The following is a 22,502-nucleotide window of genomic DNA, read 5'->3' as shown; positions in this document are numbered from 1 at the left end:
CTGCAGCTATTTTGTTTTTTAAATCTGGCAATTATATAAATATTAGGTTTAAATATATTTCTGAAAAGGGAAAAATTTAAATAAATTGCAGGCGTTTCGATTATAATAAACATTAATACCTACTACTGTTGTCATCTATGGAGAGTAAAAGAAGTTATATGCCGTTTAAAGTACTCTTCAGTTATATAGCACTGTTGGGATTAGTCGTTACCGTTGGATGGTTTTTGTATTCTGAAAATGTGGTATATAACAAACTTGAAGATAAAATTGCCTTAGAAAAAACAAAAATCCTTAGGGTGAGCAAACTTTTTTCGAACGTATACAAAACGGAAAGTTTAGCCCGAAAAACGATTCAGACCAACTCTGAGAATGATTTTAAAAGTTACCTGATCGAAACGGATTCCTTAAAATCCAGAATTGATACCTTAAAACAAATTGTCACCACGGAATATCAAAAAGTATTATTAGACAGTGTCACGTATTTGTTATCTGAAAAAACAGATAATATAAAACAGCTAAAAACCATAAAAAACAAAGCCGAGGACGAAGTCTCGGTGAATACTGCTATTAACGAAATCACTAAAATGGAGTTTAAACTCCGCAAATTAGAACTGCAGGATTTTACGAAAAGCCCGAATGATTTAGGCAGCTACCAGCGAAATGTACTCCAGAAATATGTCGATTACCTGAATCAGAATATTCCGGACGACAGTACCAACACATTGAGCAAACAAGCCTCTGATTCTATTCTGGCCAATTCCAAAAAACTGTTGAGCAACGTAAAACTAAAAGCAGAAAAGAAAAAGGAATCCCTGAATTTCGAAGAAAACAAACTGCTCAAAAACGAAATTGCCATCTCGGAGCAACTCCGAAAAGTCCTTCGTATTATCGAAAGGGAAATCATTATCAACTCGATCAAAAATAATTCACTAAAAGAAAAATCGCTTAAAAAGGTCAATGAGATCGTAACGGTCTCTGCTATTATCGGTTTGTTTTTAACTGTCTTTTTCTCCATTCTGATTGTCAGTGATTATTCGAAATCGCAGCTTTATAAAAAACAGCTGGAAATTGCGAACTTCAAAACCAAAAACCTGCTTAAAAGCCGCGAACAGTTGATTTCGACCGTAAGCCATGATTTAAAAACACCTTTAAGCACGATTGTGGGCTACACGGAACTGCTGGGCAATTCGGATGTGAATACCAAACAATCCTATTTCGTTAAAAACATTAAAAATTCCTCTGAGTATATTTCGCAGCTGGTTCAGGATTTACTGGATTTCTCACAGATCGAAGCCGGGAAAATCAGCATCGAAAAAGTACCTTTCCTGTTACCGGAAGTAATTGAGGATGCCGCGAGAAACATTCAGACGGTTTATAAAAACAAAAACATTGAACTTATTATCAATATTGATGAAAAACTGAACACAACGATTGTCGGAGATCCTTTTCGCCTGAAACAAATCCTGACCAATCTTGTCGGAAACGCTTATAAATTCACCGAAGAAGGCTATATCAAAATCAGCTCCTATGCGACTGAAAACAACTTTTTTGTCATTACCATCGAAGATACCGGAATCGGAATTGAAAAAGCAAATCAGCAATTAGTCTTTGAGGAATTTGCCCAGGCCAATGAAAATATCGAAAAAAAATATGGTGGAACCGGCCTTGGCCTCTCTATTTGCCAAAAAATAATAACAATTCTTGGAGGAAACTTAACTCTTGAAAGTACTTTTGGAGAAGGAAGTACGTTTGAAATCAGGCTTCCTTTACTATTTGACAATAGTTCCACTACTCCTTCAGAAATCAAAAAACCACCTGTTTTCAGTCCTGTCAAAGAACAGACGTTTATTGTCATTGATGATGATATTAATTTACTGAATTTAACGAGCGGGGTTTTAAGACAGGAAAAACATCATGTTTTATCTTTTAACAGGGCATCAAAAGCCTTAGAAGCCATTTCGAATACGAATTTCGATTTCATCATTACCGATATTCAGATGCCCGAAATGGACGGCTTTATGTTTATTGAAAAACTGAAAAGCTCCAATACTACAACATTTAAAAACCAGCCAGTAATTGCACTTACGGGCAGAACAGACCTTGATTTTTCGGTGTACAGCAAAGCCGGATTTACCACTGTTATTAAAAAACCCTATTCGCCAAAAGTCCTTCTGGAAACGATTCATAATATTTTAGAACATAATCCTCTTCCGGCTGATGAAATCAAAGCTGTACAGGAAATTTCTTCGACACAATTGTATTCATTGGAAACCTTAAAAGAGTTTTTAGGAAACGACAATGAATCCTTAAAAGATGTAATCAACTCCTTTATTGAGAGTACGGAAGAAAACCTGGTTTTGTTAAGCAAAGCCATTGCCGAAACAAACACCGCCGAAATTGGCGCTATAGCGCACCGAATTGCACCCATGTTCAAACAGATTCAGTCTAATGAAATTGCCATTATCCTAAAAGGTCTGGAAAAAGATGAGTTTAAGAATGATGCCCTGGAAGGTGTTTTTACAAAACTAAAAACCAAAACTGAGATACTTTTTGATTCTTTAAAACAGGAAATAGTTTAATCTATATTGTACTGCTTTAATTTATTATAAAGTGTTTTTCTGGTGATCTTAAGTAATTTCGCAGCTTCAGATTTATTGTTCTGCGCTTTAGACAAGGCATGAATAATGGTTTCCTTTTCATTATCTGACAACGAAAAATTTCCGGTCGCATTTTGCTGTTTCTGGATTTGGAAAAATTCAGCAGGCAAAACATCGCTTTCAATAAAATCGCCGCGTGACAATAAAGTAGCACGTTTTACGCAATTCTGAAGTTCGCGCAAATTTCCGGGCCAGCTGTAGTTCTGAAAAATTTTAACTACTTCCGGTGCAAATCCGATAATTTCCTTATTTAATTGCTGATTGGCTTTCTCCAGAAAATAATCGGCAAAAACCATCAGATCCTCTTCCCTGTCTGTCAATGAAGGGGACAGAATCGAAAACTCATTGATTCTATGGTATAAATCTTCACGGAAATCACCATTTTTTACCGCTTCACGTAAATCTTCGTTGGTCGCTGTAATAATCCTGATATCGACGTTTATTTCTTTATTGCTTCCAACAGGCTTGATTTTTCTTTCCTGAAGCGCTCTCAGCAACTGTATCTGATTTTCATATGAAAGATTCCCTATTTCATCCAGAAAAAGAGTTCCTCCGTTAGCGGCTTCAAAATAGCCCATTTTGTCGCTGATGGCTCCGGTGAACGATCCTTTCAGGTGTCCGAAAAATTCACTTGCAGCCAGTTCTTTTGGAATGGCACCACAATCGACAGCAATAAAATTATTGTTTTTTCGGTTACTTTGCTCGTGGATGCTTTTGGCGATAATTTCTTTACCTGTACCGCTTTCTCCGATAATCAGCACGGACATATCGGTTGGGCTTACCAATTGAATGTGGTCCAGTAATTTTTTTGAGGCAACGGAAATCCCTTTTACAAATTCGTTTTCATTTCCAGGAGTTTGTTTTCTGGCCGGTTTCTTTTCCTTTACAGGAGCATCGTCTGCCTGCGGTGTGGTTTGCTGCAGGGCATTTGTAATTACGAGCAAAACCTCATCGGGATTAAAAGGTTTGGAAATATAGTCGGCAGCGCCATTTTTAATCGCTTTTACCGCTGTATTTACATCCGAGTAACCTGTCATCAGGATTACAGGAGTTTCAGGGTTTGAGGCCTTAAATTCGGCCATAAGTCCAATTCCGTCAGAATCAGGCAATCGAAGATCCGTCAAAATCAAATCAAACGATTGATTTTTAATTGCTAATCGGGCTTCCGCAGCTGAAAAAGCAATAATTACTTCATACTGTTTTTTTATCAGAAATTTCTCCAATAATTTGCAGAATGAAATATCATCTTCTATTAGTAATATCTTTGGCATTTGTTTTTTGTGACTTTTTTGCTAAAATAATACTATTAAACTTGTCTTTTCACAAAATTTTGCAAAAAAAAAGAGATTGTTATTTAAACAATCTCTTTTTCACCAAAAACATAAATCTAATTCACCTAATTATATTTTTAACCAATTGCCATTGACATCTGAGTAAACAGTAGCCTTTTGGTCACCAACTGATATATCTAATTTGTATTCTTTTTTATCGTTTACGTAAGCCTTCACCAGTTTAGCACCCGGATAAGCAGCTTCCAAAGCTTTTTTCACTGCCGCCGGAACAGTATCTGCTCCGATTTCAGTATATTCACTCTGAATAGTTGCTTCCATTTTTACTTCCTCAGAATGTACCATGGAGGTGGCATAAATGGATAAGCTTCCTAAAACGATTGCTGCTGATAAAACTATCTTTTTCATCTTAATTATTTTTTAATGATGTTTCCTGCAGCATCTGTGAATACAGTGTATTTTTTATCTCCATTAGAGATTTCAAGTTTATATTCTTTCTTTTCGTTCACATATGCTTTTTCAAGTTTTGTACCCGGAAAAGATTTTTCAACTGTTGATTTAACTGCTGCCGGAACAGCGTCTGCAGTAACCTCAGTAAACTCATCCTGAACAGTTACAGATTGATTCATTGAACTTTTTAGCATCGGAGCTGTCGCTGCATTAACAGTTAAACTTCCTAAAACGATTGCTGCTGATAATAGTAACTTTTTCATAATGATTGTTTTATGGGTTATTGATAATTAGTTATTTTTTAAGAATATTTCCTTTGGCATCCGTGTAAACAGTAGATTTCTCTTCTCTCACAATGATCTCAATTTTGTATTCTTTTTTGTCATTGACATAAGCTTTCTCCAGTTTTACTCCCGGATAAGCATTGTCTAAAGCTGTTTTGATTGCTGCCGGAACAGCATCAATTTCTTTATATTCGTCTTGTGTGGTTTCGGACTGGATAGCAACACTTTTTACATAAGTGTTTCCAGCCTGCATGGATAACGTTCCCAGAACGATAGCCGCAGATAAAATTAATTTTTTCATAATCTATAGTTTTTTAGTTCAGCTGGTTATTTTTTGATCCAGGTTCCGTCTGCATTTGCAAAAAGAGAACCTACTTTGTCACCAACTGTAACGTCTAGTTTGTATTGCGAAGCTGCATTTTTATATGCTTTTGTAAGTACAGCATCCGGATATGCTTTTTTCAAAGCTTCTGTAACTGCTGCCGGAACTTCTTCTAATTTGATTTCAGTATATTCCTCCTGAATCGAGATTGTTTTTACGATTGTATTTGTGATTGGCGAGGTGGAAGCAAATGATGTTAAACCTCCCAAAACGATTGCGGCTGATAAAAATAAATTTTTCATGGTAGTTATTTTTTAATATTGTTAATTTGATCTTAGTATTCTTAATTTGAATCTTCACGGGAATACTAATTATTTTTTAATCCAGGTTCCGTCTGCGTTAGCAAAAAGATTTCCTGTTTTGTCTCCTACTGTAACATCCAGTTTGTATTCTGATTTTGCATTTTTGTATGCTTTAGAAAGTACGGCATCCGGATATGCTTTTTTCAAAGCTTCTGTTACTGCAGCCGGTACTTCTTCTAATTTGATTTCAGTATATTCATCCTGAACTGAGATTGATTTTACGATTGTAGTAGTTATTGGAGAAGTTGAAGCAAATGAAGTTAAACCTCCCAAAACGATTGCGGCTGATAAAAATAAATTTTTCATAATGTATATATTTAAATTATTTAATAGTTTGTTTTACGCTTTAGGTAATGAAATTATTGTGCCGTAACTTCAAAACCACCCGACAAACCCCTTAACCCCTTTAAAATAGGGCATTAAGCAAAACGTGCCAAAATTCAGGACTGTAAAAAACTGTATACTATTACGAAATAGTGTGTAAAAAGTATACACTAAATGTGTTTACTTCGATAATTTAAAGCAAAAACCCGACAGGTTTTTGAAACCTGTCGGGTTTATTAAGTAGGCCGTAAACGAAAAAAGGCTGTCAAAATTGACAGCCTTTTGTTTATTCTATTGGATTCATTTTAAAAGTATCCATAAATGCAGTAGTATAATCTCCTGCAATATATCTCGGATCATCCATTAATTGTCTGTGGAAAGGTATTGTAGTTTTCACACCTTCGATAACGAATTCATCCAAAGCTCTTCGCATTTTGCTAATCGCTTCTTCACGGGATTGCGCTGTTGTAATTAACTTGGCAATCATCGAATCGTAATTTGGCGGAATTGTATAACCTGAATAAACGTGAGTATCTAAACGTACCCCGTGGCCTCCCGGCATATGAAGCGTAGTAATTTTTCCTGGTGAAGGGCGAAAATCGTTATAAGGATCTTCAGCATTAATACGACATTCGATAGCGTGTAATTCCGGCAAGTAGTTTTTTCCTGAAATTGGAATTCCTGCTGCTACCATAATCTGCTCACGGATCAGATCATAATCAATAACCTGTTCTGTAATAGGGTGCTCTACCTGAATACGGGTATTCATTTCCATGAAATAGAAATTTCTGTGTTTGTCCACCAAAAATTCTACAGTTCCGGCTCCTTCGTATTTAATGAACTCAGCTGCTTTTACCGCTGCTGCTCCCATTGCAGTACGCAATTCGTCGGTCATGAAAGGGGAAGGTGTTTCTTCGGTAAGTTTTTGGTGACGGCGTTGTACCGAGCAATCTCTTTCAGAAAGGTGACATGCTTTTCCATAAGAATCCCCAACTACCTGAATTTCGATATGGCGTGGTTCTTCAATTAGTTTCTCCATGTACATTCCGTCATTTCCGAATGCTGCGGAAGCTTCCTGACGGGCGCTTTCCCAGGCTTTTAAAAGCTCTTCTTCTTTCCAGACAGCACGCATTCCTTTCCCACCACCACCGGCAGTAGCTTTAAGCATCACCGGGTAACCGAATTCTTTGGCTAATTTTTGTGTTTGTTCGAAAGATTCCAACAATCCGTCTGAACCTGGTACACATGGAACTCCTGCCGCTTTCATTGTTGCTTTAGCAGAAGCTTTATCTCCCATTTTATCGATCATTTCAGGAGCGGCACCAATAAATTTGATTCCGTGTTCCTGACAAATTTTTGAGAATTTAGCGTTCTCAGAAAGAAATCCATATCCCGGGTGAATTGCGTCTGCATTTGTAATTTCTGCAGCAGCAATAATATTTGACATTTTCAAATACGATAAGTTACTTGGAGGAGGTCCAATACAAACCGCTTCGTCAGCAAACTTAACATGTAGACTTTCTGCATCGGCTGTAGAGTAAACTGCTACAGTTTTAATTCCCATCTCTTTACATGTACGAATTACACGAAGTGCAATTTCTCCTCTATTCGCAATTAATATTTTTTTAAACATCTTACTTTAATTAGATAATTAGACAATTTGATAATTAGATAATTTTAGATGCCCGACAAACTTAATTCTGCCAAATCAATCTAAAATCTAAAATCTAAAATCTAAATTTATTTATGATGGATCAACTAAGAATAAAGGCTGGTCAAATTCTACAGGAGACATATCGTCAACAAGAATTTTTACAATTTTACCTGAAACTTCTGATTCGATTTCGTTGAATAATTTCATCGCTTCAATTACACACAGCACATCACCTTTCGAAATAGTGCTTCCCACTTCAGTGAAAACGGGTTTGTCCGGAGACGGTTTTCTATAAAAAGTTCCGATAATCGGAGATTTTATAGTTATGTATTTAGAATCCTCTGCCGCAGCTGGTGTTTCAGTGTTAACGTTTACAACAACCGGAGCTGTTTGCTGAGGGGCAACCGCTTGCTGCAAGGCAGGCTGAGCAGGTAATTGTTGCACGTAAGTAGCTTCTGTTACATTTGTTTCCAATGTTGTTCTGATAGTGATTTTTACATCATCCATTTCCAACTTCACTTCTGCAACTCCCGAATTTGCAACAAATTTGATTAGGTTTTGAATTTCTTTTAAATCCATAATGATTCGTTTTTAGTTTAATTTATTTTTTATCGTAAGCCCATTTCAGGTAAATAGATCCCCAAGTGAATCCCCCACCAAAAGCGGCGAAAATAACATTATCTCCTTTTTTGAATAAGTGTTCAAAGTCGCTTAACACTAACGGCAATGTCGCTGAAGTTGTATTACCATATCTTTCGATATTCATTAATACTTTAGAATCTTCCAGTTCCATTCTGCTTGCAGTGGCATCAATAATACGTTTGTTTGCCTGATGCGGCACTAACCAGTTCACATCTTCATTCGTCAGATTGTTTCTTTTCAGAATCAATTCGCTGGCATCTGCCATATTCGTTACTGCGTATTTAAAAACGGTTTTTCCGTCCTGAATGATATTGTGCTGTTTGTTCTGAACCGTTTCTAATGTAGTTGGGTTTAGAGAACCGCCGGCAGCGATTTTCAGAAAATCACGTCCTACACCATCACTTCTCAAATATTCATCCTGTAAACCTAAACCTTCATAATTTGGTTCGAATAAAACGGCTCCCGCTCCGTCACCAAAAATAATACAGGTTGCCCTGTCAGTATAATCAACAATAGAAGACATTTTATCGGCACCAATTAAAAGTACTTTTTTATATCGTCCCGATTGTATGTAAGCTGCAGCGGTAGACATACCGTATAAAAAACTTGAACATGCAGCCTGTAAATCGTATGCAAATGCATTTGTAGCTCCAATTTCTGTTGCAACATAAACTCCTGTAGAGGCTACCGGCATATCTGCAGTAGCTGTTGCCATGATAATCATATCAATCTCTAAAGGATCAATATTAGCTTTTGCTATTAAATCTTGTGCTGCTTTTATGGCCAGAAATGATGTTCCTTTATCAGCATCTTTAAGAATTCTTCTTTCTTTTATTCCGGTACGTGTGGTAATCCACTCGTCATTGGTATCAACCATTGTTTCCAATACTTTGTTTGAAAGCACAAAGTCAGGAACATAAGCTCCAACAGCGGTAATTGCGGCTGTGATTGTATTCATTATATTCTATTATTTCCTTTCAAATACTCCTATTTGAAAAATTTTTAAAAGACTTGAAAATTACAAAAAAAAACAAAGCGAAATTTGTATCTGTTTTCTTAAAAAACGAAAGTTATAACCAACAAAAAAAACTCTCACTATGTGAGAGTTCCAGTATTATTTACAAAAACGTATTAAGCAACCGCTACAGATTTATCGATAACAACTTGCCCTCTGTAATACATTTTACCTTCATGCCAGTAAGCTCTGTGGTATAAATGTGCTTCTCCAGTAATAGGACATGTAGCGATTTGAGCTACAGTAGCTTTATAATGTGTTCTTCTCTTATCTCTTCTTGTTTTCGAGATTTTTCTCTTAGGATGTGCCATTTTACTATATTATTTATCCGTTAATAGTTTTTTTAATTTGTCCCAACGCGGGTCAATATCTTCTTCTTGTTTACTCTCTTCTTTTTGTTCTTTTACTGTTAGTTCTTTCAGTTTTGTCAAGGCTTCGGTTTGCAAACTTCCGTCTTTTACTCCTGGATGAACCCGTTTTAGCGGTACCGAAAGTGCAATCATTTCATAAATGTACTGTGCTACATCTATTTCATGCTCTCCGTGCGGTAAAATCAGCAACTCTTCATTATCATTATTGAATTCATCCCCGAAGCGAACGATTAGTTTCATTTTCCCTTTTATAGGAAGATCAAACTCTTCACCTGTCAGATCACAAGGCACATTTACTGTTCCTTTATGTTTGAAATCCAACTCCATCATGTTGCTTTTCTTATCTAAAACCAGACTCACTTTGATATCCGAACTTTGAAATTCGTCGTAATCAAAGTTCTCAAAGAACGCGTTACTTATTTGATACTCAAAATGGTGTTTTCCTAGTTTTAACCCTACGAAAGGAATTAAAAATTCTTTTGTTTTGCTCATTTCAACATCAATTTGTCCAATCGCTATCTAAAACTCAGATACCTGAATTGGGGTGCAAAGATATAAAATTATTATAAAACTAATAATCTTATTCACCTTTTTTTGTTTATAACTGTTTTTCTTTTATTTTAAGTGGTTTTTGACTAATCTCCTCATACTGATTACGAGAGCGAAAAATATCAATTGCCAGATAAACTGCTTCTTTAAATGAATTGTAATCTGCTACGTCTTTCCCAGCAATATCAAAGGCTGTACCGTGATCCGGCGAAGTTCTGACCCTGTTCAGACCTGCTGTATAATTCACTCCTTTCCCAAAGGATAACGTTTTAAAAGGAATAAGTCCCTGATCGTGATAAGTGGCCACAATAGCGTCATATTTTTCGTATTGACCGCTTCCAAAAAAGCCATCTGCCGGAAATGGCCCGAAAACCATGGTTCCTTTTTCAAATATTTTTTTCAGGACAGGCTTTAAAACCAAATCATCTTCTTTACCGATTACGCCACCATCTCCTGCATGCGGATTTAATCCTAAAACAGCAATTTTTGGTTTTACGATACTAAAATCCTCTATTAAGGACTTTCTTACGGTTTCTATTTTTCTTGTAATTAATTCTTCTGTCAAATGTGCCGAAACTTCATTCAGAGGCACGTGATCTGTTAACAAACCAACCCTTAGATTATCCTGAACCATCATCATAAGCGCATTTCCTTCCAGCTCTTTGTCTAAATAATCCGTATGTCCCGGAAATTTGAATTCGTCCGACTGGATATTATACTTATTGATGGGAGCCGTCACCAGAACATCAATCTGTCCCTCTTTTAAAGCTTTTGTTGCAGCCACAAAAGATTTTATGGCATACTCTCCAATTTTCACATCATTAACTCCGAAGTTAATATCAACACCTTCTTTCCAAAGATTAAGGACATTGACTTTTCCGGGTATAACCTGATCTAATTTATCAACTCCGTGAAACTGTATTGTAGAGGTCACACTTTTTTTTACGAAAGAAAGTATTTTGGCATTTGCAAAAATAACCGGAGTACACAGTTCTAACATGCGGGAATCTTCGAATGTTTTCAGTATAACTTCGCTTCCAATACCGTTTAAATCTCCTATTGAAATTCCAACAATAATATTTTCTGCTTTTTTATTCATGTGCTCAGTTTATTTATTACTAATTTTGATATGCAAATTTAGTAAAATAAAACAACAATGTTCACAGGAATTATAGAAACCCTAGGAAGGATTCACGAAATACAAAAAGAGCAAAGCAACCTTCATGTCACCGTTGAATCTTCTTTCACCCATGAATTAAAGATTGACCAAAGCGTCTCACATAACGGAATCTGCCTGACAGTCGTCGCTATAAAAGACAACTTTTATACCGTAACTGCAATAGACGAAACAATCCTGAAAACCAATATAGGCGACTGGAAAGTAAATGATATCGTAAATCTGGAAAGAGGGATGAAACTCGGAGACCGTCTTGACGGACATATTGTACAGGGTCACGTAGATCAGACCGGAACCTGTGTCAATATTCAGGAAGCCAACGGAAGCTGGAATTACACTTTTGAATACGACCAAAATTTGAATAATATTACTATAGAAAAAGGATCTATTACCGTAAATGGTGTTAGCCTTACGGTCGTAAATTCGAAAACAAATGAATTTAGCGTGTCCATAATCCCTTACACTTTTGAGAACACCAATTTTAAAAATTTCACAATTGGAACTAAAATTAATTTAGAATTTGATGTCGTAGGAAAATACATTTCCAGACTCTATTCTATAAACAAATAGTTACAAATGCTGCCAAAAAAAGAAAAGCTTCAGTTTACACTGAAGCTTTTCTTTGTAAATTATATTGGTATAAAGTATACGTACCGAATAATAATGCTGCCATTACCAAAAGGATCAGCCCCTGGTCAATAGGAACACTAGGAGGTTTTACAGGTCCCGCCCCTGCTGCTGTTTTAGCCATTGGCTTAGGAGGATTATTCGCTGCCATAACACTTGAAACACTAATCAAGGTTACAAAAAACCCAAAAAAAATAGTTTTTGATATCTTCATAATTTTCAATCTACTGAAAAACAGTATAGTATATTATTAAAATTATTTTTCTTATTACAATTCTCACAAAAACAACGTTTTAAGCTCAAATTCTTGACAAATGTATAAGATTTTCAATCAAATGCAAGTTTTAAACCAAAAAAAATGAAATTTTAAAACAAAACACTTTTACGAAATCGTATTAGTTAAACATACGGCAATTTTACTTATTTGGTTTCAAAAAAAGATAACGCTTTGCGCAAATTTAATGAAAATTTAATCCGGTTTTAAAAATTCAATTGAGAAGTAAAAGAGCAGTATTAAAAAAAGCATCAATAATTTTTCCTACATTTTACCCCAATAAAAAAAGCCTTACAAACAAATGTTTATAAGGCTTTTTTAAGAATTGACTTGTGGTCCCACCTGGGCTCGAACCAGGGACCACCTGATTATGAGTCAGGTGCTCTAACCAGCTGAGCTATAGGACCGGTTTGAGGATGCAATATTACTACTATTTTTTATTCACTGCAAATATTTTACAGTATGATTTATATTTAATTTCAAATAACACAGGCTATTTTCAAAAACCCAATTGATTTTCAACACATTATTTAATGCGAAAAAAAGTATTTTTTTTTATTTAATTTCCTGACAAAGCTCTACTAAAACCCCATTTGTATGCTTTGGATGCAAAAAAACAACCAGTTTGTTATCGGCACCCTTTTTAGGAACTTCATTTATCAGTACAAAACCTTCGATTTTAAGGCGCGCAATCTCGGCCTGAATGTCTTCCACATCAAAAGCGATGTGATGAATTCCTTCTCCTTTTTTCTCTAAAAATTTCGCAATGGGACTTTCGGGATGAGTGGCCATCAGAAGCTCAATTTTATTGGTTCCTGTCTGAAAGAAGGAAGTCAAAACCCCTTCGCTTTCGACCGATTCCATTTTGTACGACGGAACGCCCAATAATTTTTCGAACAGTACATTGGCATCGTCCATATTTTTAACTGCAATTCCGATATGTTCTATTTTATTTACCATTTTTTACATTCAATTAGAATTACTGACTCACATACGTATTAAAATAACCGCATTCCGCAATTACGTCCTGATAATATTTGGTATCCGAATACTCCTTTTTGAGCGTTTTAAAACCGTTCCACGCAATAAAATTGATCTTATCGTCATCTGCTTCCCACCAATTTTTCAAACCGTTGTATTTTTTATTATAATAGTCATTGCGTTCGCATTTCGCTATCATATAAATGCATTTCGCCTTTTGTTCTTTTGTCGTTGCAGCCTCCAGTGCTTTTTGGTAATACATTTTAGGAATGTCGCAGTTGGTGATCATCTTTTTCATCGAGTCCCTGAACGTATACGGACTTGAACCATACCCCACGATACTTATTTCATAAAACGTTCTGCCGTTACCAAAATGGGTAATGTTATAAAAAGCATTTCCCAGCAGCAGACTGTTGGTATACACCTCTTCTTTCTGAGCAAGTTTATCCTGCATGGACTTTATGGTCGTTAAAAAGTCCATTTGAGAATATTTCTTTTTCTGATATGCCACATGATCACAATCGTGACAATCTTTTATGCTTCCGTTAAACGGATTTCCTAAAAACTGATTGTACTGAACAGAATCGGTCTGCTGCATAAAAGCAATTGCTTCCGGGATTTTATTTTTGAAAGTTGCCTGAACAGCCTGAAAATTATTTATATCTTTTAATTTCAGGCTATACACTCCAGCTCCGATTTTTTCGATTTCAGTTTTATTAGTCTTAGCCAGAAAAGCTTTCATATCCAGCAGCACCTTTTCATTATCATAAAAAGCATTTCCGTCATTCCAGTAGCTGTAACGGGATTCCCCAAATATCTCAGCCATCACAGGATTTCCTTTTTCTTTATAAAGGGCAGACAAGAAATTCCTGCTCCAGGAAACGGCGTTCTGGTAACGAAATTCCTGTTCCTTATAGGTTTTTGGAAGTTCATAGTACAACCAGTTCAAATCAGCTATAATTGTCTTTTCGTTTTTATCGTTGAGCTTATCAATTTTACTCAGATTATTGATAAAACGAAGCAATCGCAACTGATAACCTGCCAGTTCAGTTTTAGGAAGTGTTTTTTCAGCTTTATCGAAATTTTTATCTGCATTGGCAAAATCTCCTTTTAAGGTTTGCAGGTAACCCAGAACCAAATCCCACAGGTAAGGTCTTTCGGTGTTTCCGGCAGTTGCAATTTTCGAAATTAAATCGAAAGCACTTTTATCCAGTTTCGCCTGGTTTTCCGATTTATTCTCCGCAACGGTCTGCTGTTTCACCGGAACATTCTCTTCGGCCTTGAGCTGAAAAGAATTATTCAGGTTCTGCTCTTGTTTATTAACCAGTCGCGTGACCAGATAATTCAAGTGTTCACTTTTTGGATCTAATTCGTAAATCTTCTCTATGGCTTGTCTCTCATCTTTATAATAACCGTGAATGGCCCAAAGTGCGGCTTTTTCTTTACTATTCTTGGCCATTGCCAACGATTTATTCCAGTCAGCATCGTTTTGCGGATGAAAACTGTATGCGGTCACCACTCTCATTTCCGGGCATTTATCAAACACCTGTGCATATAAGTAGTTTGAAACTGCATATTTCTTTTGCTTGTAATTGATTCCCGCCACATAGGAAAGTGCCCTGTAATACAAGGTGTTCTTAGCAACCGAAGCTTCCGTTTTATTAAAAAACAAAATGGCCTTTTGCTTGTCATTACTGTAAAATCGTGCCTTTACGGTCAGAAACCAATACCTGTTTTTCAGAAAAGGATCTGAGGTGGTATTATAAACATTTTCAATAGACTGAATCATCTTCTGATCATCGAATGTTTTTGCCACCACAGGATCATAGCTCCAGTAATCACCGCCTAAAGAAACGGTTTCTATTTTTTGTGCCAGATAGAGAAATTCAATAAAACTTTTAATTTTATCGTCTTTCAGGCTGATTTTTTTCCCCCACTTCAGCGAAGCCTTATTTTCTTTTTTGGTTTTATAAAAAACATGAAGCTGTTCTATTTCGGGTTTGTTTTCCAGAGGTTTGTCCCTGTCTTCATATGAGGCTGGTTTATCTGGGCCAATCAGGAAATAGCTTATCGTTGCCGGATTTGCTTTTCCCTTCAGGTAGGTTTCCCAGTCTGCTTGTATATCCTCATTAAAACGGGAATTATGCTGAGTATCAAAACCAATCCCGTAAAAGATATCGCCTGATAAAAAAAGTGGCGTATAGGATTTGTCTGCGAATGTTTCCGGCGTAAAATTCGAATTATAACCAAAGTAATCCCAATCGTCTCCGCCTCCACAGGCATAGATTATTCCGTATACAAAAAGCAAGGAGGCACTAGAAACAAGAAATAACCTGTTCAAAAATATTCTTTTCATAGTTTTTTAAATTGAATTCGTCTAAATCGTAAAATATAATTTCTTTCGGAGGCTGCGCAGTATGCTCTTTCAGCTCTTCCGCCATTTGTTTTAAATCTTCTGCCGCAATTGCTTCAATTTTCAGCAGGTCGTTTTCTTCGTAAAATACCCCGTTTTTATAATTGGAATGTTTCACCTTAAAAAACACGGCACTGGTTTGTTCAAAATTTTTATCTTTCGTAAGCGCCTCAATATTCATTTTGGAACGCAGGCCAATCACCTTCTGATTTCTGATGTGCACTCCCCACGAATATACAGGCAAAGCAAAATCAAGCGGCAGCGGATATTTTTTTAAACTCTTCAGATATCGTGCTGCGATTTTGGGATCGTACACCGAGTTGAGCGAATCAGGGGCAATTGAGCCCATATTATAATACATCAAAACTCCGGAATCGACATTGGGAATTTTTGTCTTTTTAAAATATTTGACCTGATGCAACCGGATTGTAGCGGAAAGTTTTTTCTGTGAACGTTTTTTAAATTTTTCAATAAACTTCAGATAGTTGTCTTTACTCGCAAGCGTCCAGTCGCAATCGATCTGGATTTCCTGACAGCCAATGTTGTTCTCTTTATTGATTTCGGCAATCAGGCGAAATGTTTTTTCAGCCAGATCATCAATATCGAGATTCGGTTCTAACATGACTTTATTTTTGATAAAAACTACCGGAACTACCGTAAAACGCTGCACACTTTCCTGAAAACGAATGGGGGAAATCGGAATGGGCTGCTGCGTATGTGGATGCAAACCAATATCGAAATAACGAATATACAGCTTACGAACATGGTTATCTTCTAAAACTTCTTTTTCTGTCTGGGATAATTTAAAAAGGGTCTTCCAATAATAAAAAGATATAACCGGCTCTTCTTTTCTACTGCAGGACAGCAGTAAAAAAAACACCAAACCCATTAAAATATTCTTTTTCAAAACCAGTTAAATTAAAAACAAAACCAAAAGTAAGAAATTATAACGCATTTCGGAATCTATATCTAAAGAAACAACACGAGATAAAAACCGCAAATACTAATAAAGGCATAAAAAATTTCTATTAAAGCAAATATAATTGTTATTTTGTGGAATAAAATTCAAAACCTGTTATGTTGAAAAACACACTGAAATATATTTCCTTTTTATTGGTACTATCAATGATAAGCTGTGCTAAGAGAGGCAGTATTACCGGCGGACTGAAAGATACCCTTGCTCCTGTTCTGATATCCAGCTCCCCAAAAAATCTTAGTACTGACTTTAAAGGAAATGAAATCACTTTGACTTTTGATGAATACATAAAGCTTAAAAACATAAACAAACAGCTGATTATTTCACCTCCAATGAAATATGAGCCACTGATCACACCCACCAATGTGAGCAGATTCATCACCATCAAGCTTAGAGACACCTTACAGCCCAACACTACCTACAGCCTGAATTTTGGGCAGGGTATTACAGACAATAACGAAGGAAACGCCTACAACCAGTTCAAATATGTTTTCTCGACCGGATCTTATATCGATTCGCTTACCCTTAACGGAAAAATCAAAGATGCTTACGAAAAAAACGTAGACAATTTTGTGTCTGTAATGCTTTATGAAGTAAATGACAAATTTAAAGATTCGGTTATTTACAAAGAAAACCCGAGGTATATCACGAATACGTTAGACAGTATGAGAACTTTTAGATTTGAAAATTTAAAAGCCGGAAAATATCTTTTACTGGCCTTAAAGGACAAAGGAAGCAACAATAAATTCAATCCGAAGGATGATAAGATCGGATTTCTTAAAAGCTACATCACCGTGCCAAACGACACAGTATATGAGGTAGAATTATTCAAGGAAACACTTCCGTTAAAAACCTTCAAACCCATACAGGCTTCCGGAAACAGATTGTTGCTGCCGTATGAAGGAAAACAAAACTTCAAGAATTCGAAACCAAAGATCGTCCTGAAGAACAATACCGAAATCCTCGAGACTATTGTAACACAATTCCCGAAGAAAGATTCTTTGCAGATCTGGTATAAACCCCTAAAAGCAGACTCCTTGTCTTTGGAAGTAGACAAAGACAGTTACAAGAAAAGGTTTAGTTTTAAAATTAAAGACCAGAAAAAAGACAGCTTAAATATAAAGGCGGTACAAAACGGAGTGATCAATTTCAGGGACCGGTTTACTTTAGAAACCGAAACCCCTTTGGTGAAATTTGATAAATCTAAAATCAAATTAGTAAATAAAGATTCCGTGGCGGTAGATTTTACAACGGAGTATGATGAATTTGACCAGAAACTATATGTTGATTTCAAAAAAGAGCCTTTGGAGAAATACCACTTTACCTTTTTTCCGGGTGCTTTAACCGATTTTTACGAAAAGGCAAACGACACCTTATCGTATAAGCTCACGACAAAAGAACTGGCCGATTACGGGAATTTGATATTGAATTTAAAAAATGTAAAACGCTTTCCTATAATCGTAGAACTGACGAATAAAAAGGGAGATATTGTATTGGCGGAAGCGTATTCCGAAGGCGAAACCAAAATCGAATTCAATCTGGTAGAGCCTAATGCGTTTACAATTCGTATCATTTACGATGATAACAAAAACAAAATGTATGATCCCGGAAGTTATCTTGAAAAAAGACTTGCCGAGGAAGTCTATTACTATCAACAGGAATTTGATGTCCGTGCCAACTGGGACCGAAATGAAACGGTTGATTTAAGCATTCCTTTCAGTCCGGAAGTCGAGAAAAAACTGGATGAAAAAAAGAAAAAAGAGGAAGCAAAAAAGAGAAAAGCTTTTTAGATCCTAATTTCAAACTGATCCCTGTCACTTAGAAAATCCAGTTTCTTACGGGTTTCCAACATTGGATCCTTATCAATTTCAACAATAAAAACACCTTCATTTTCCTGGGGATCCAAAACCGGATTCCCAAGGAAATCAATTGCCTGCGAATGACCAATATGTTCGTAATTGTTAGCATCCAGTCCGACCCTGTTTACCGCAACTACATAACTCAGGTTTTCAATGGCGCGTGCTTTCAGCAGAGCGTCCCAGGCATTGGTGCGGACTTTGGGCCAGTTGGCAACGTATAAAAGCAGGTCATAATTCTCTGTATTTCGTGCAAAAACAGGAAATCTCAAATCATAACAAATCTGAAGACAGATTTTCCAGTCTAAATATTCTACGATTACTTTCTGAGTTCCGGCTTCATAATACTTATGTTCTCCGGCCAGTGAAAACAAATGACGTTTGTCATATTGTTGTATTTCTCCATTTGGAAAAACGAACAGCATCCGGTTGTAATACTTCCCTTCTTCCGCAATAATCAAACTTCCCACTAGGGCGAACTGCTTCTGTTTTGCCAAAGACTGCATCCAGAGCACGGTTTCTCCCTGCATGGTTTCGGCTACTTCGCTGGCATTCATGGTAAAACCGGAGGAAAACATCTCAGGAAGCACGACCAGATTCACCCCTGAATCGATTTGATTTATTTTCGATTCGAAGTTTTTTCTATTTGTGGAAGCATCTTCCCAATAAAGATCAGATTGTATAAGTGCAATTTTCATAGCTCAAAAATACGAATTTTCAGCCAAAAATTATTTTTTTAGTTATAAAACACTTTGTACAAAAAATTCTCAAAATGCATTCAAAAACAAGACTTCTTTTGGAATTTAAAAATCGGCACTTGGTGTTAACGTGAGCAGCACGGCAACCAGGACCAAACGTATTGATCAGACTGATCATTCGTGGAAATGGCTCCCTAAACGGAAACAACCAGCCGATGTAGTGGTCAATGATCTACTTATTGATAATACCCAATTAAACTTACCGGGAATTGAAAAACGGAGTCGGATTCACCAAAATTGACGGAACTTTAGATGCCTGGATGCTTGGTTCGATCTTGATGGTGCTTTTGATACAGAACAAGGCCCGTATGATTAGATAAAATTGCCGATTTACAGAAATTGATGCTGATTTTTAAAAACAACGGGGATTCTGATGAAGATTTAAAAAATATCTTTCATCAGAACTGGATTAATTTTTTAATGAAAAACTGGAATTAGAGAAACACTAAACTTGGAACTGCCTTCTTATACGATTGCAATTTTTCGTGATCCGGACTAACTTCGGTAACCACATAATCGACCTCGGATAAACTGGCAATTTTCATTTTTAAAACGGTATCGAGTTTTTCGGAAATAGTCAGAATAGCCGTTTTTTCGGAAGCCTGAATCATTGCTTTTTTTACCTGAACGGTATCCCAGTCAGAATCTGAAAAACCACCTTCGATATCTAATGCACTAGTTCCTAAGAGCAGCAGGTCAACTTTAATGTTGGCCAACTGATTGTAGACATCACCGCTCACGCACATTTGGCTGTAAGATGAAATGCTTCCGCCAATCATAATGATTTTGACATTCGGTTTATCCAGAAGTTCCACCGCAGAAAGAACAGTGACAGTAAAAATAGTAAGATTCAAATCATTTGGAATCAGGCGTATGAACTCCCTGATGGTTGTTCCCCCGCCAATCAACAAAACCATACCATCATGAAGTAAACCTAACGTTTTTTGCGCAATCACCTGTTTCGATTCGCCTGCATACGTTTGATTGGAAGAAGAATGGTGATACGCTTTTGTCATCGCGCCGCCTTTAACCTTAATCAATAATGATTCTGATTCAAGTTCATTAATATCACGTCGTATCGTATCTTCTGAAACAAATAATTTCGCAGAGAGCGTTTCAAAACTGACACGGGTGTGCAGATTAATCTCTTTTAAAATATGATTTTTACGTTCTTCCTTAGTGTAATTAACTATTTCATTATCATTATTCATGCAAATTCAATTGTATTGAAACAAATGTAACAATAAATGCAATATTATTGCGGAACAAAATAGAGCATGGAGAAATAAAAAAGTTAATTACCCTATTTTAAAGACATTTAAACCGAATCACGTTTTGCATATTTTTTGCAGAAAACAACCAAAATAAACCACGAAAGAAAGCTTTATACTTTTTTTACTCTTTTGTTATTGCATCGGAAATGCACAAGGCTGTTCTGGACAATACTACTATAATTCCGACTCCGAATTTCTATAGGCTGCGGGCGACAGTATTCGTCTCAACGGAAAGATCAAAGTTGTTTTTGAAAATAATAAATTCAGTACCGCCGAACTCAGAACAGCAAAAAATTTTGAAGATGCTGTTAAGGGAAATCTACTTAACGAAAAGCTGCTGTCGAAGTGTTGTTTATTGCTAAAAACCTTCGTTCTCATTCAGTAAGAAAGCTTATAAAATAAATATTACTTCCAAAAAATCATTGCCACAGGTAACCGAAGACGAATTATTTTATGCTCTGCAAAGTTTACTGCAGCTGCTGCCGAATAAACTTGTAAATCATGAAACAAAATTGTCCTGTATAACCGTTGAAGACCCGCCACGAAACGCTTACCGGGGATTTCACCTGAATGTTTGCCCTAACTTTTTACCATCGATGTTATAAAAAAATTTATCACAAAAATTTCCAGCTATAAATAAAATAATTTCTATTAGCATTTAACAGAAGATCAGGCTGGAGAATTGAGATCAAAAAGTATCCAAAATTAACTGGGGTCGGTTCTGAAAGAGCGCAGACTTTGGTTGGAAATAAATTGGAAAGATTCCCCTTATTTTTTTGACGGAAATCCATTCGGTGGTTATTATACTCAGGAAGAAATTAAGGAGGTTGTTAAATTTGCCGAAGCACATTATGTAAACATCATTCCTGAAATCGAAATGCCCTGTCATGTGATTGCAGCCGTTACTGCTTACCTAATTTATCGTGCTTTCCGGATTGTTTTTATACAACAGGAAGGGAAAAGAAAAACAGGAAATAAAGGCTTCGCAATTGTATTACGAGTAAAACATAAAAAAGCATCAGCCTGCGCTGATGCTTTTTCTATTTAAAACTAAATGGTATTACTTATCCTTTTAAGCTTGCAGACAAATACTCGCGATTCATACGTGCGATATTTTCAAGAGAAATTCCTTTAGGGCATTCTACTTCACAAGCTCCTGTGTTGGTACAGTTACCAAAACCTTCAGCATCCATTTGGTGCACCATGTTTAAAACACGGTCAACTGCTTCTATTTTCCCTTGTGGTAACAAAGCATACTGTGATACTTTTGCAGCAACGAATAACATTGCTGATGAGTTTTTACACGTTGCAACACATGCTCCACAACCAATACAGGCAGCAGCATCAAATGATTTATCTGCATCGTGTTTGTTAATTGGAATTGTATTGGCATCAATTGTATTACCTGAAGTATTTACAGAGATAAATCCTCCTGCGTGCTGAATTCTGTCAAATGAACTTCTGTCAACCACTAAATCCTTAATTACCGGGAAAGCTTTTGCTCTGAATGGCTCGATAAAAATCGTATCACCATCTTTAAACATACGCATGTGTAACTGACAAGTGGTAACTCCTCTGTCTGGTCCGTGTGCTTCTCCGTTGATGAATAAAGAACACATTCCGCAGATTCCTTCGCGGCAATCATGGTCAAATGCTACCGGCTCTTCTCCTTTATTGATCAATTGTTCGTTAAGAACGTCAAGCATTTCAAGGAAAGACATATCTGGTTCGATTCCGTCAATTGGGTAATCAACGATTCCTCCTTTATCCTGGGCGTTTTTCTGACGCCATATTTTTAATGTAAGTTTCATAATTCTGTTATGGGTTATAAGTTAAGAGTTAAAAGTTATAGGGATTTCCTACTCCATTTTCGTCCTAGCTAAATAATTTATGTATCCATTTAATATTGCTTTAGTTCTTTCGAACTTCTCTCTAAATTGTTGCAACAAACTATCTTCAATATATCTCTCATCTATAGCTGTAATTACCTGATTTAATGATTCACTTAATGAACCTCGTGCAATTCTGCAAAATTGGATATTTTCTTGATAATGATATCTACCAAATCCTTCGGCTATATTATCACTAACAGATCTCGAAGATCTTTTAAGCTGGCTCGTTAAGGCATATTTTTCGTCAATTGGAAATTTCGGAAGAATATTTTGAGAAACAAAGATTCTTAATTCACGTGCCGCTTTCCAACACTCTAAATCTTCGAACGACTTTAATGAACTCATAACCCTTAAC

The 22,502-nt window shown here is 36.3% G+C and carries 25 protein-coding genes and 1 tRNA gene; 5 read left to right on the top strand and 21 right to left on the bottom strand.

Annotated elements, in window-relative coordinates:
- Positions 1–137: 137 nt before the first annotated feature.
- Positions 138–2,579, top strand: coding sequence for a hybrid sensor histidine kinase/response regulator (locus LPB89_RS04765; protein WP_370635461.1), 2,442 nt, complete (start codon positions 138–140; stop codon positions 2,577–2,579).
- Here the strand turns inward: LPB89_RS04765 and LPB89_RS04760 are convergent.
- From LPB89_RS04760 to pdxA, 12 genes are all read right to left on the bottom strand, one after another.
- Positions 2,576–3,928, bottom strand: coding sequence for a sigma-54 dependent transcriptional regulator (locus tag LPB89_RS04760; RefSeq protein WP_230700497.1), 1,353 nt, complete (start codon positions 3,926–3,928; stop codon positions 2,576–2,578). The genes LPB89_RS04765 and LPB89_RS04760 overlap by 4 nt on opposite strands.
- Before the next feature lie 129 nt (positions 3,929–4,057).
- A complete protein-coding gene (locus LPB89_RS04755; protein WP_230700496.1) occupies positions 4,058–4,354 on the bottom strand; it encodes a hypothetical protein in 297 nt (98 codons plus the stop codon).
- A gap of 5 nt (positions 4,355–4,359) precedes the next feature.
- Positions 4,360–4,659 (bottom strand): PepSY-like domain-containing protein, encoded by a 300-nt coding sequence (locus LPB89_RS04750; protein WP_230700494.1) that lies wholly within the window; start codon positions 4,657–4,659, stop codon positions 4,360–4,362.
- A gap of 31 nt (positions 4,660–4,690) precedes the next feature.
- The gene (locus tag LPB89_RS04745; RefSeq protein WP_154340565.1) at positions 4,691–4,981 is read right to left on the bottom strand and encodes a hypothetical protein; all 291 of its coding nucleotides are present in this window, start codon (positions 4,979–4,981) and stop codon (positions 4,691–4,693) included.
- Positions 4,982–5,007: 26 nt separating this feature from the next.
- Positions 5,008–5,304 (bottom strand): hypothetical protein, encoded by a 297-nt coding sequence (locus tag LPB89_RS04740; protein ID WP_230700492.1) that lies wholly within the window; start codon positions 5,302–5,304, stop codon positions 5,008–5,010.
- Positions 5,305–5,373: 69 nt separating this feature from the next.
- Positions 5,374–5,670 (bottom strand): hypothetical protein, encoded by a 297-nt coding sequence (locus LPB89_RS04735; RefSeq protein ID WP_230700491.1) that lies wholly within the window; start codon positions 5,668–5,670, stop codon positions 5,374–5,376.
- Between the two features lie 304 nt (positions 5,671–5,974).
- Positions 5,975–7,321 carry an acetyl-CoA carboxylase biotin carboxylase subunit gene (accC, locus tag LPB89_RS04730; protein WP_127339109.1) on the bottom strand — a complete coding sequence of 449 codons (1,347 nt, stop codon included), beginning with the start codon at positions 7,319–7,321 and terminating at the stop codon, positions 5,975–5,977.
- Positions 7,322–7,432: 111 nt separating this feature from the next.
- Positions 7,433–7,921: an acetyl-CoA carboxylase biotin carboxyl carrier protein gene (accB, locus tag LPB89_RS04725; RefSeq protein ID WP_127339108.1), complete on the bottom strand. Its 489-nt coding sequence runs from the start codon at positions 7,919–7,921 to the stop codon at positions 7,433–7,435.
- Between the two features lie 22 nt (positions 7,922–7,943).
- Positions 7,944–8,942 carry a beta-ketoacyl-ACP synthase III gene (locus LPB89_RS04720; protein WP_230700489.1) on the bottom strand — a complete coding sequence of 333 codons (999 nt, stop codon included), beginning with the start codon at positions 8,940–8,942 and terminating at the stop codon, positions 7,944–7,946.
- Positions 8,943–9,115: 173 nt separating this feature from the next.
- The gene (gene rpmF / locus LPB89_RS04715; RefSeq protein WP_007137315.1) at positions 9,116–9,310 is read right to left on the bottom strand and encodes a 50S ribosomal protein L32; all 195 of its coding nucleotides are present in this window, start codon (positions 9,308–9,310) and stop codon (positions 9,116–9,118) included.
- 9 nt (positions 9,311–9,319) lie between these two features.
- Positions 9,320–9,862 (bottom strand): DUF177 domain-containing protein, encoded by a 543-nt coding sequence (locus LPB89_RS04710; protein ID WP_230700488.1) that lies wholly within the window; start codon positions 9,860–9,862, stop codon positions 9,320–9,322.
- Positions 9,863–9,968: 106 nt separating this feature from the next.
- Positions 9,969–11,018 carry a 4-hydroxythreonine-4-phosphate dehydrogenase PdxA gene (gene pdxA, locus LPB89_RS04705; RefSeq protein ID WP_230700486.1) on the bottom strand — a complete coding sequence of 350 codons (1,050 nt, stop codon included), beginning with the start codon at positions 11,016–11,018 and terminating at the stop codon, positions 9,969–9,971.
- A gap of 57 nt (positions 11,019–11,075) precedes the next feature.
- On the opposite strand from pdxA, the gene LPB89_RS04700 reads away from it, so the two are divergent.
- Complete coding sequence (locus LPB89_RS04700; protein ID WP_230700484.1) at positions 11,076–11,666, top strand: riboflavin synthase; 591 nt, start codon at positions 11,076–11,078, stop codon at positions 11,664–11,666.
- 34 nt (positions 11,667–11,700) lie between these two features.
- Here the strand turns inward: LPB89_RS04700 and LPB89_RS04695 are convergent, their stop codons facing one another.
- From LPB89_RS04695 to LPB89_RS04675, 5 genes are all read right to left on the bottom strand, one after another.
- Positions 11,701–11,937: a hypothetical protein gene (locus tag LPB89_RS04695; protein WP_230700482.1), complete on the bottom strand. Its 237-nt coding sequence runs from the start codon at positions 11,935–11,937 to the stop codon at positions 11,701–11,703.
- A gap of 393 nt (positions 11,938–12,330) precedes the next feature.
- Positions 12,331–12,404, bottom strand: a tRNA-Ile gene (locus LPB89_RS04690).
- A gap of 148 nt (positions 12,405–12,552) precedes the next feature.
- Positions 12,553–12,957 carry a methylmalonyl-CoA epimerase gene (gene mce, locus LPB89_RS04685; protein WP_230700481.1) on the bottom strand — a complete coding sequence of 135 codons (405 nt, stop codon included), beginning with the start codon at positions 12,955–12,957 and terminating at the stop codon, positions 12,553–12,555.
- 19 nt (positions 12,958–12,976) lie between these two features.
- On the bottom strand, positions 12,977–15,334 hold the full coding sequence (locus tag LPB89_RS04680) for a hypothetical protein (RefSeq protein ID WP_230700480.1): 2,358 nt from the start codon (positions 15,332–15,334) through the stop codon (positions 12,977–12,979).
- Positions 15,294–16,298: a hypothetical protein gene (locus tag LPB89_RS04675; protein WP_230700479.1), complete on the bottom strand. Its 1,005-nt coding sequence runs from the start codon at positions 16,296–16,298 to the stop codon at positions 15,294–15,296. The genes LPB89_RS04680 and LPB89_RS04675 overlap by 41 nt, the downstream gene beginning before the upstream one ends.
- A gap of 170 nt (positions 16,299–16,468) precedes the next feature.
- Between LPB89_RS04675 and LPB89_RS04670 the strand changes: the two genes are divergently transcribed.
- The gene (locus LPB89_RS04670; protein ID WP_230700478.1) at positions 16,469–18,157 is read left to right on the top strand and encodes an Ig-like domain-containing protein; all 1,689 of its coding nucleotides are present in this window, start codon (positions 16,469–16,471) and stop codon (positions 18,155–18,157) included.
- On the opposite strand, the gene LPB89_RS04665 is transcribed toward LPB89_RS04670, so the two are convergent.
- Together LPB89_RS04665 and LPB89_RS04660 are read right to left on the bottom strand one after the other, a co-directional pair.
- Entirely contained in the window at positions 18,154–18,921 is a 768-nt protein-coding gene (locus tag LPB89_RS04665) for a nitrilase family protein (protein ID WP_230700477.1), read from the bottom strand. The genes LPB89_RS04670 and LPB89_RS04665 overlap by 4 nt on opposite strands.
- Positions 18,922–19,415: 494 nt before the next feature.
- Complete coding sequence (locus LPB89_RS04660; RefSeq protein WP_230700476.1) at positions 19,416–20,192, bottom strand: DeoR/GlpR family DNA-binding transcription regulator; 777 nt, start codon at positions 20,190–20,192, stop codon at positions 19,416–19,418.
- 744 nt (positions 20,193–20,936) lie between these two features.
- On the opposite strand from LPB89_RS04660, the gene LPB89_RS22020 reads away from it, so the two are divergent.
- Positions 20,937–21,035 carry a hypothetical protein gene (locus tag LPB89_RS22020; protein WP_370635462.1) on the top strand — a complete coding sequence of 33 codons (99 nt, stop codon included), beginning with the start codon at positions 20,937–20,939 and terminating at the stop codon, positions 21,033–21,035.
- The gene (locus tag LPB89_RS04655) at positions 20,998–21,303 is read left to right on the top strand and encodes a family 20 glycosylhydrolase (protein WP_255667667.1); all 306 of its coding nucleotides are present in this window, start codon (positions 20,998–21,000) and stop codon (positions 21,301–21,303) included. The genes LPB89_RS22020 and LPB89_RS04655 overlap by 38 nt, the downstream gene beginning before the upstream one ends.
- A 16-nt stretch (positions 21,304–21,319) precedes the next feature.
- Here the strand turns inward: LPB89_RS04655 and LPB89_RS04650 are convergent, their stop codons facing one another.
- On the bottom strand, positions 21,320–22,066 hold the full coding sequence (locus LPB89_RS04650) for a succinate dehydrogenase/fumarate reductase iron-sulfur subunit (RefSeq protein ID WP_154340540.1): 747 nt from the start codon (positions 22,064–22,066) through the stop codon (positions 21,320–21,322).
- Positions 22,067–22,114: 48 nt separating this feature from the next.
- The gene (locus tag LPB89_RS04645) at positions 22,115–22,492 is read right to left on the bottom strand and encodes a four helix bundle protein (protein WP_230700475.1); all 378 of its coding nucleotides are present in this window, start codon (positions 22,490–22,492) and stop codon (positions 22,115–22,117) included.
- Positions 22,493–22,502 lie beyond the last annotated feature (10 nt).

It is taken from the genome of Flavobacterium sp. ENC, from assembly GCF_020991415.1.
GTDB lineage: Bacteria > Bacteroidota > Bacteroidia > Flavobacteriales > Flavobacteriaceae > Flavobacterium.
This window is presented reverse-complemented; position numbering and strand designations above follow the sequence as displayed.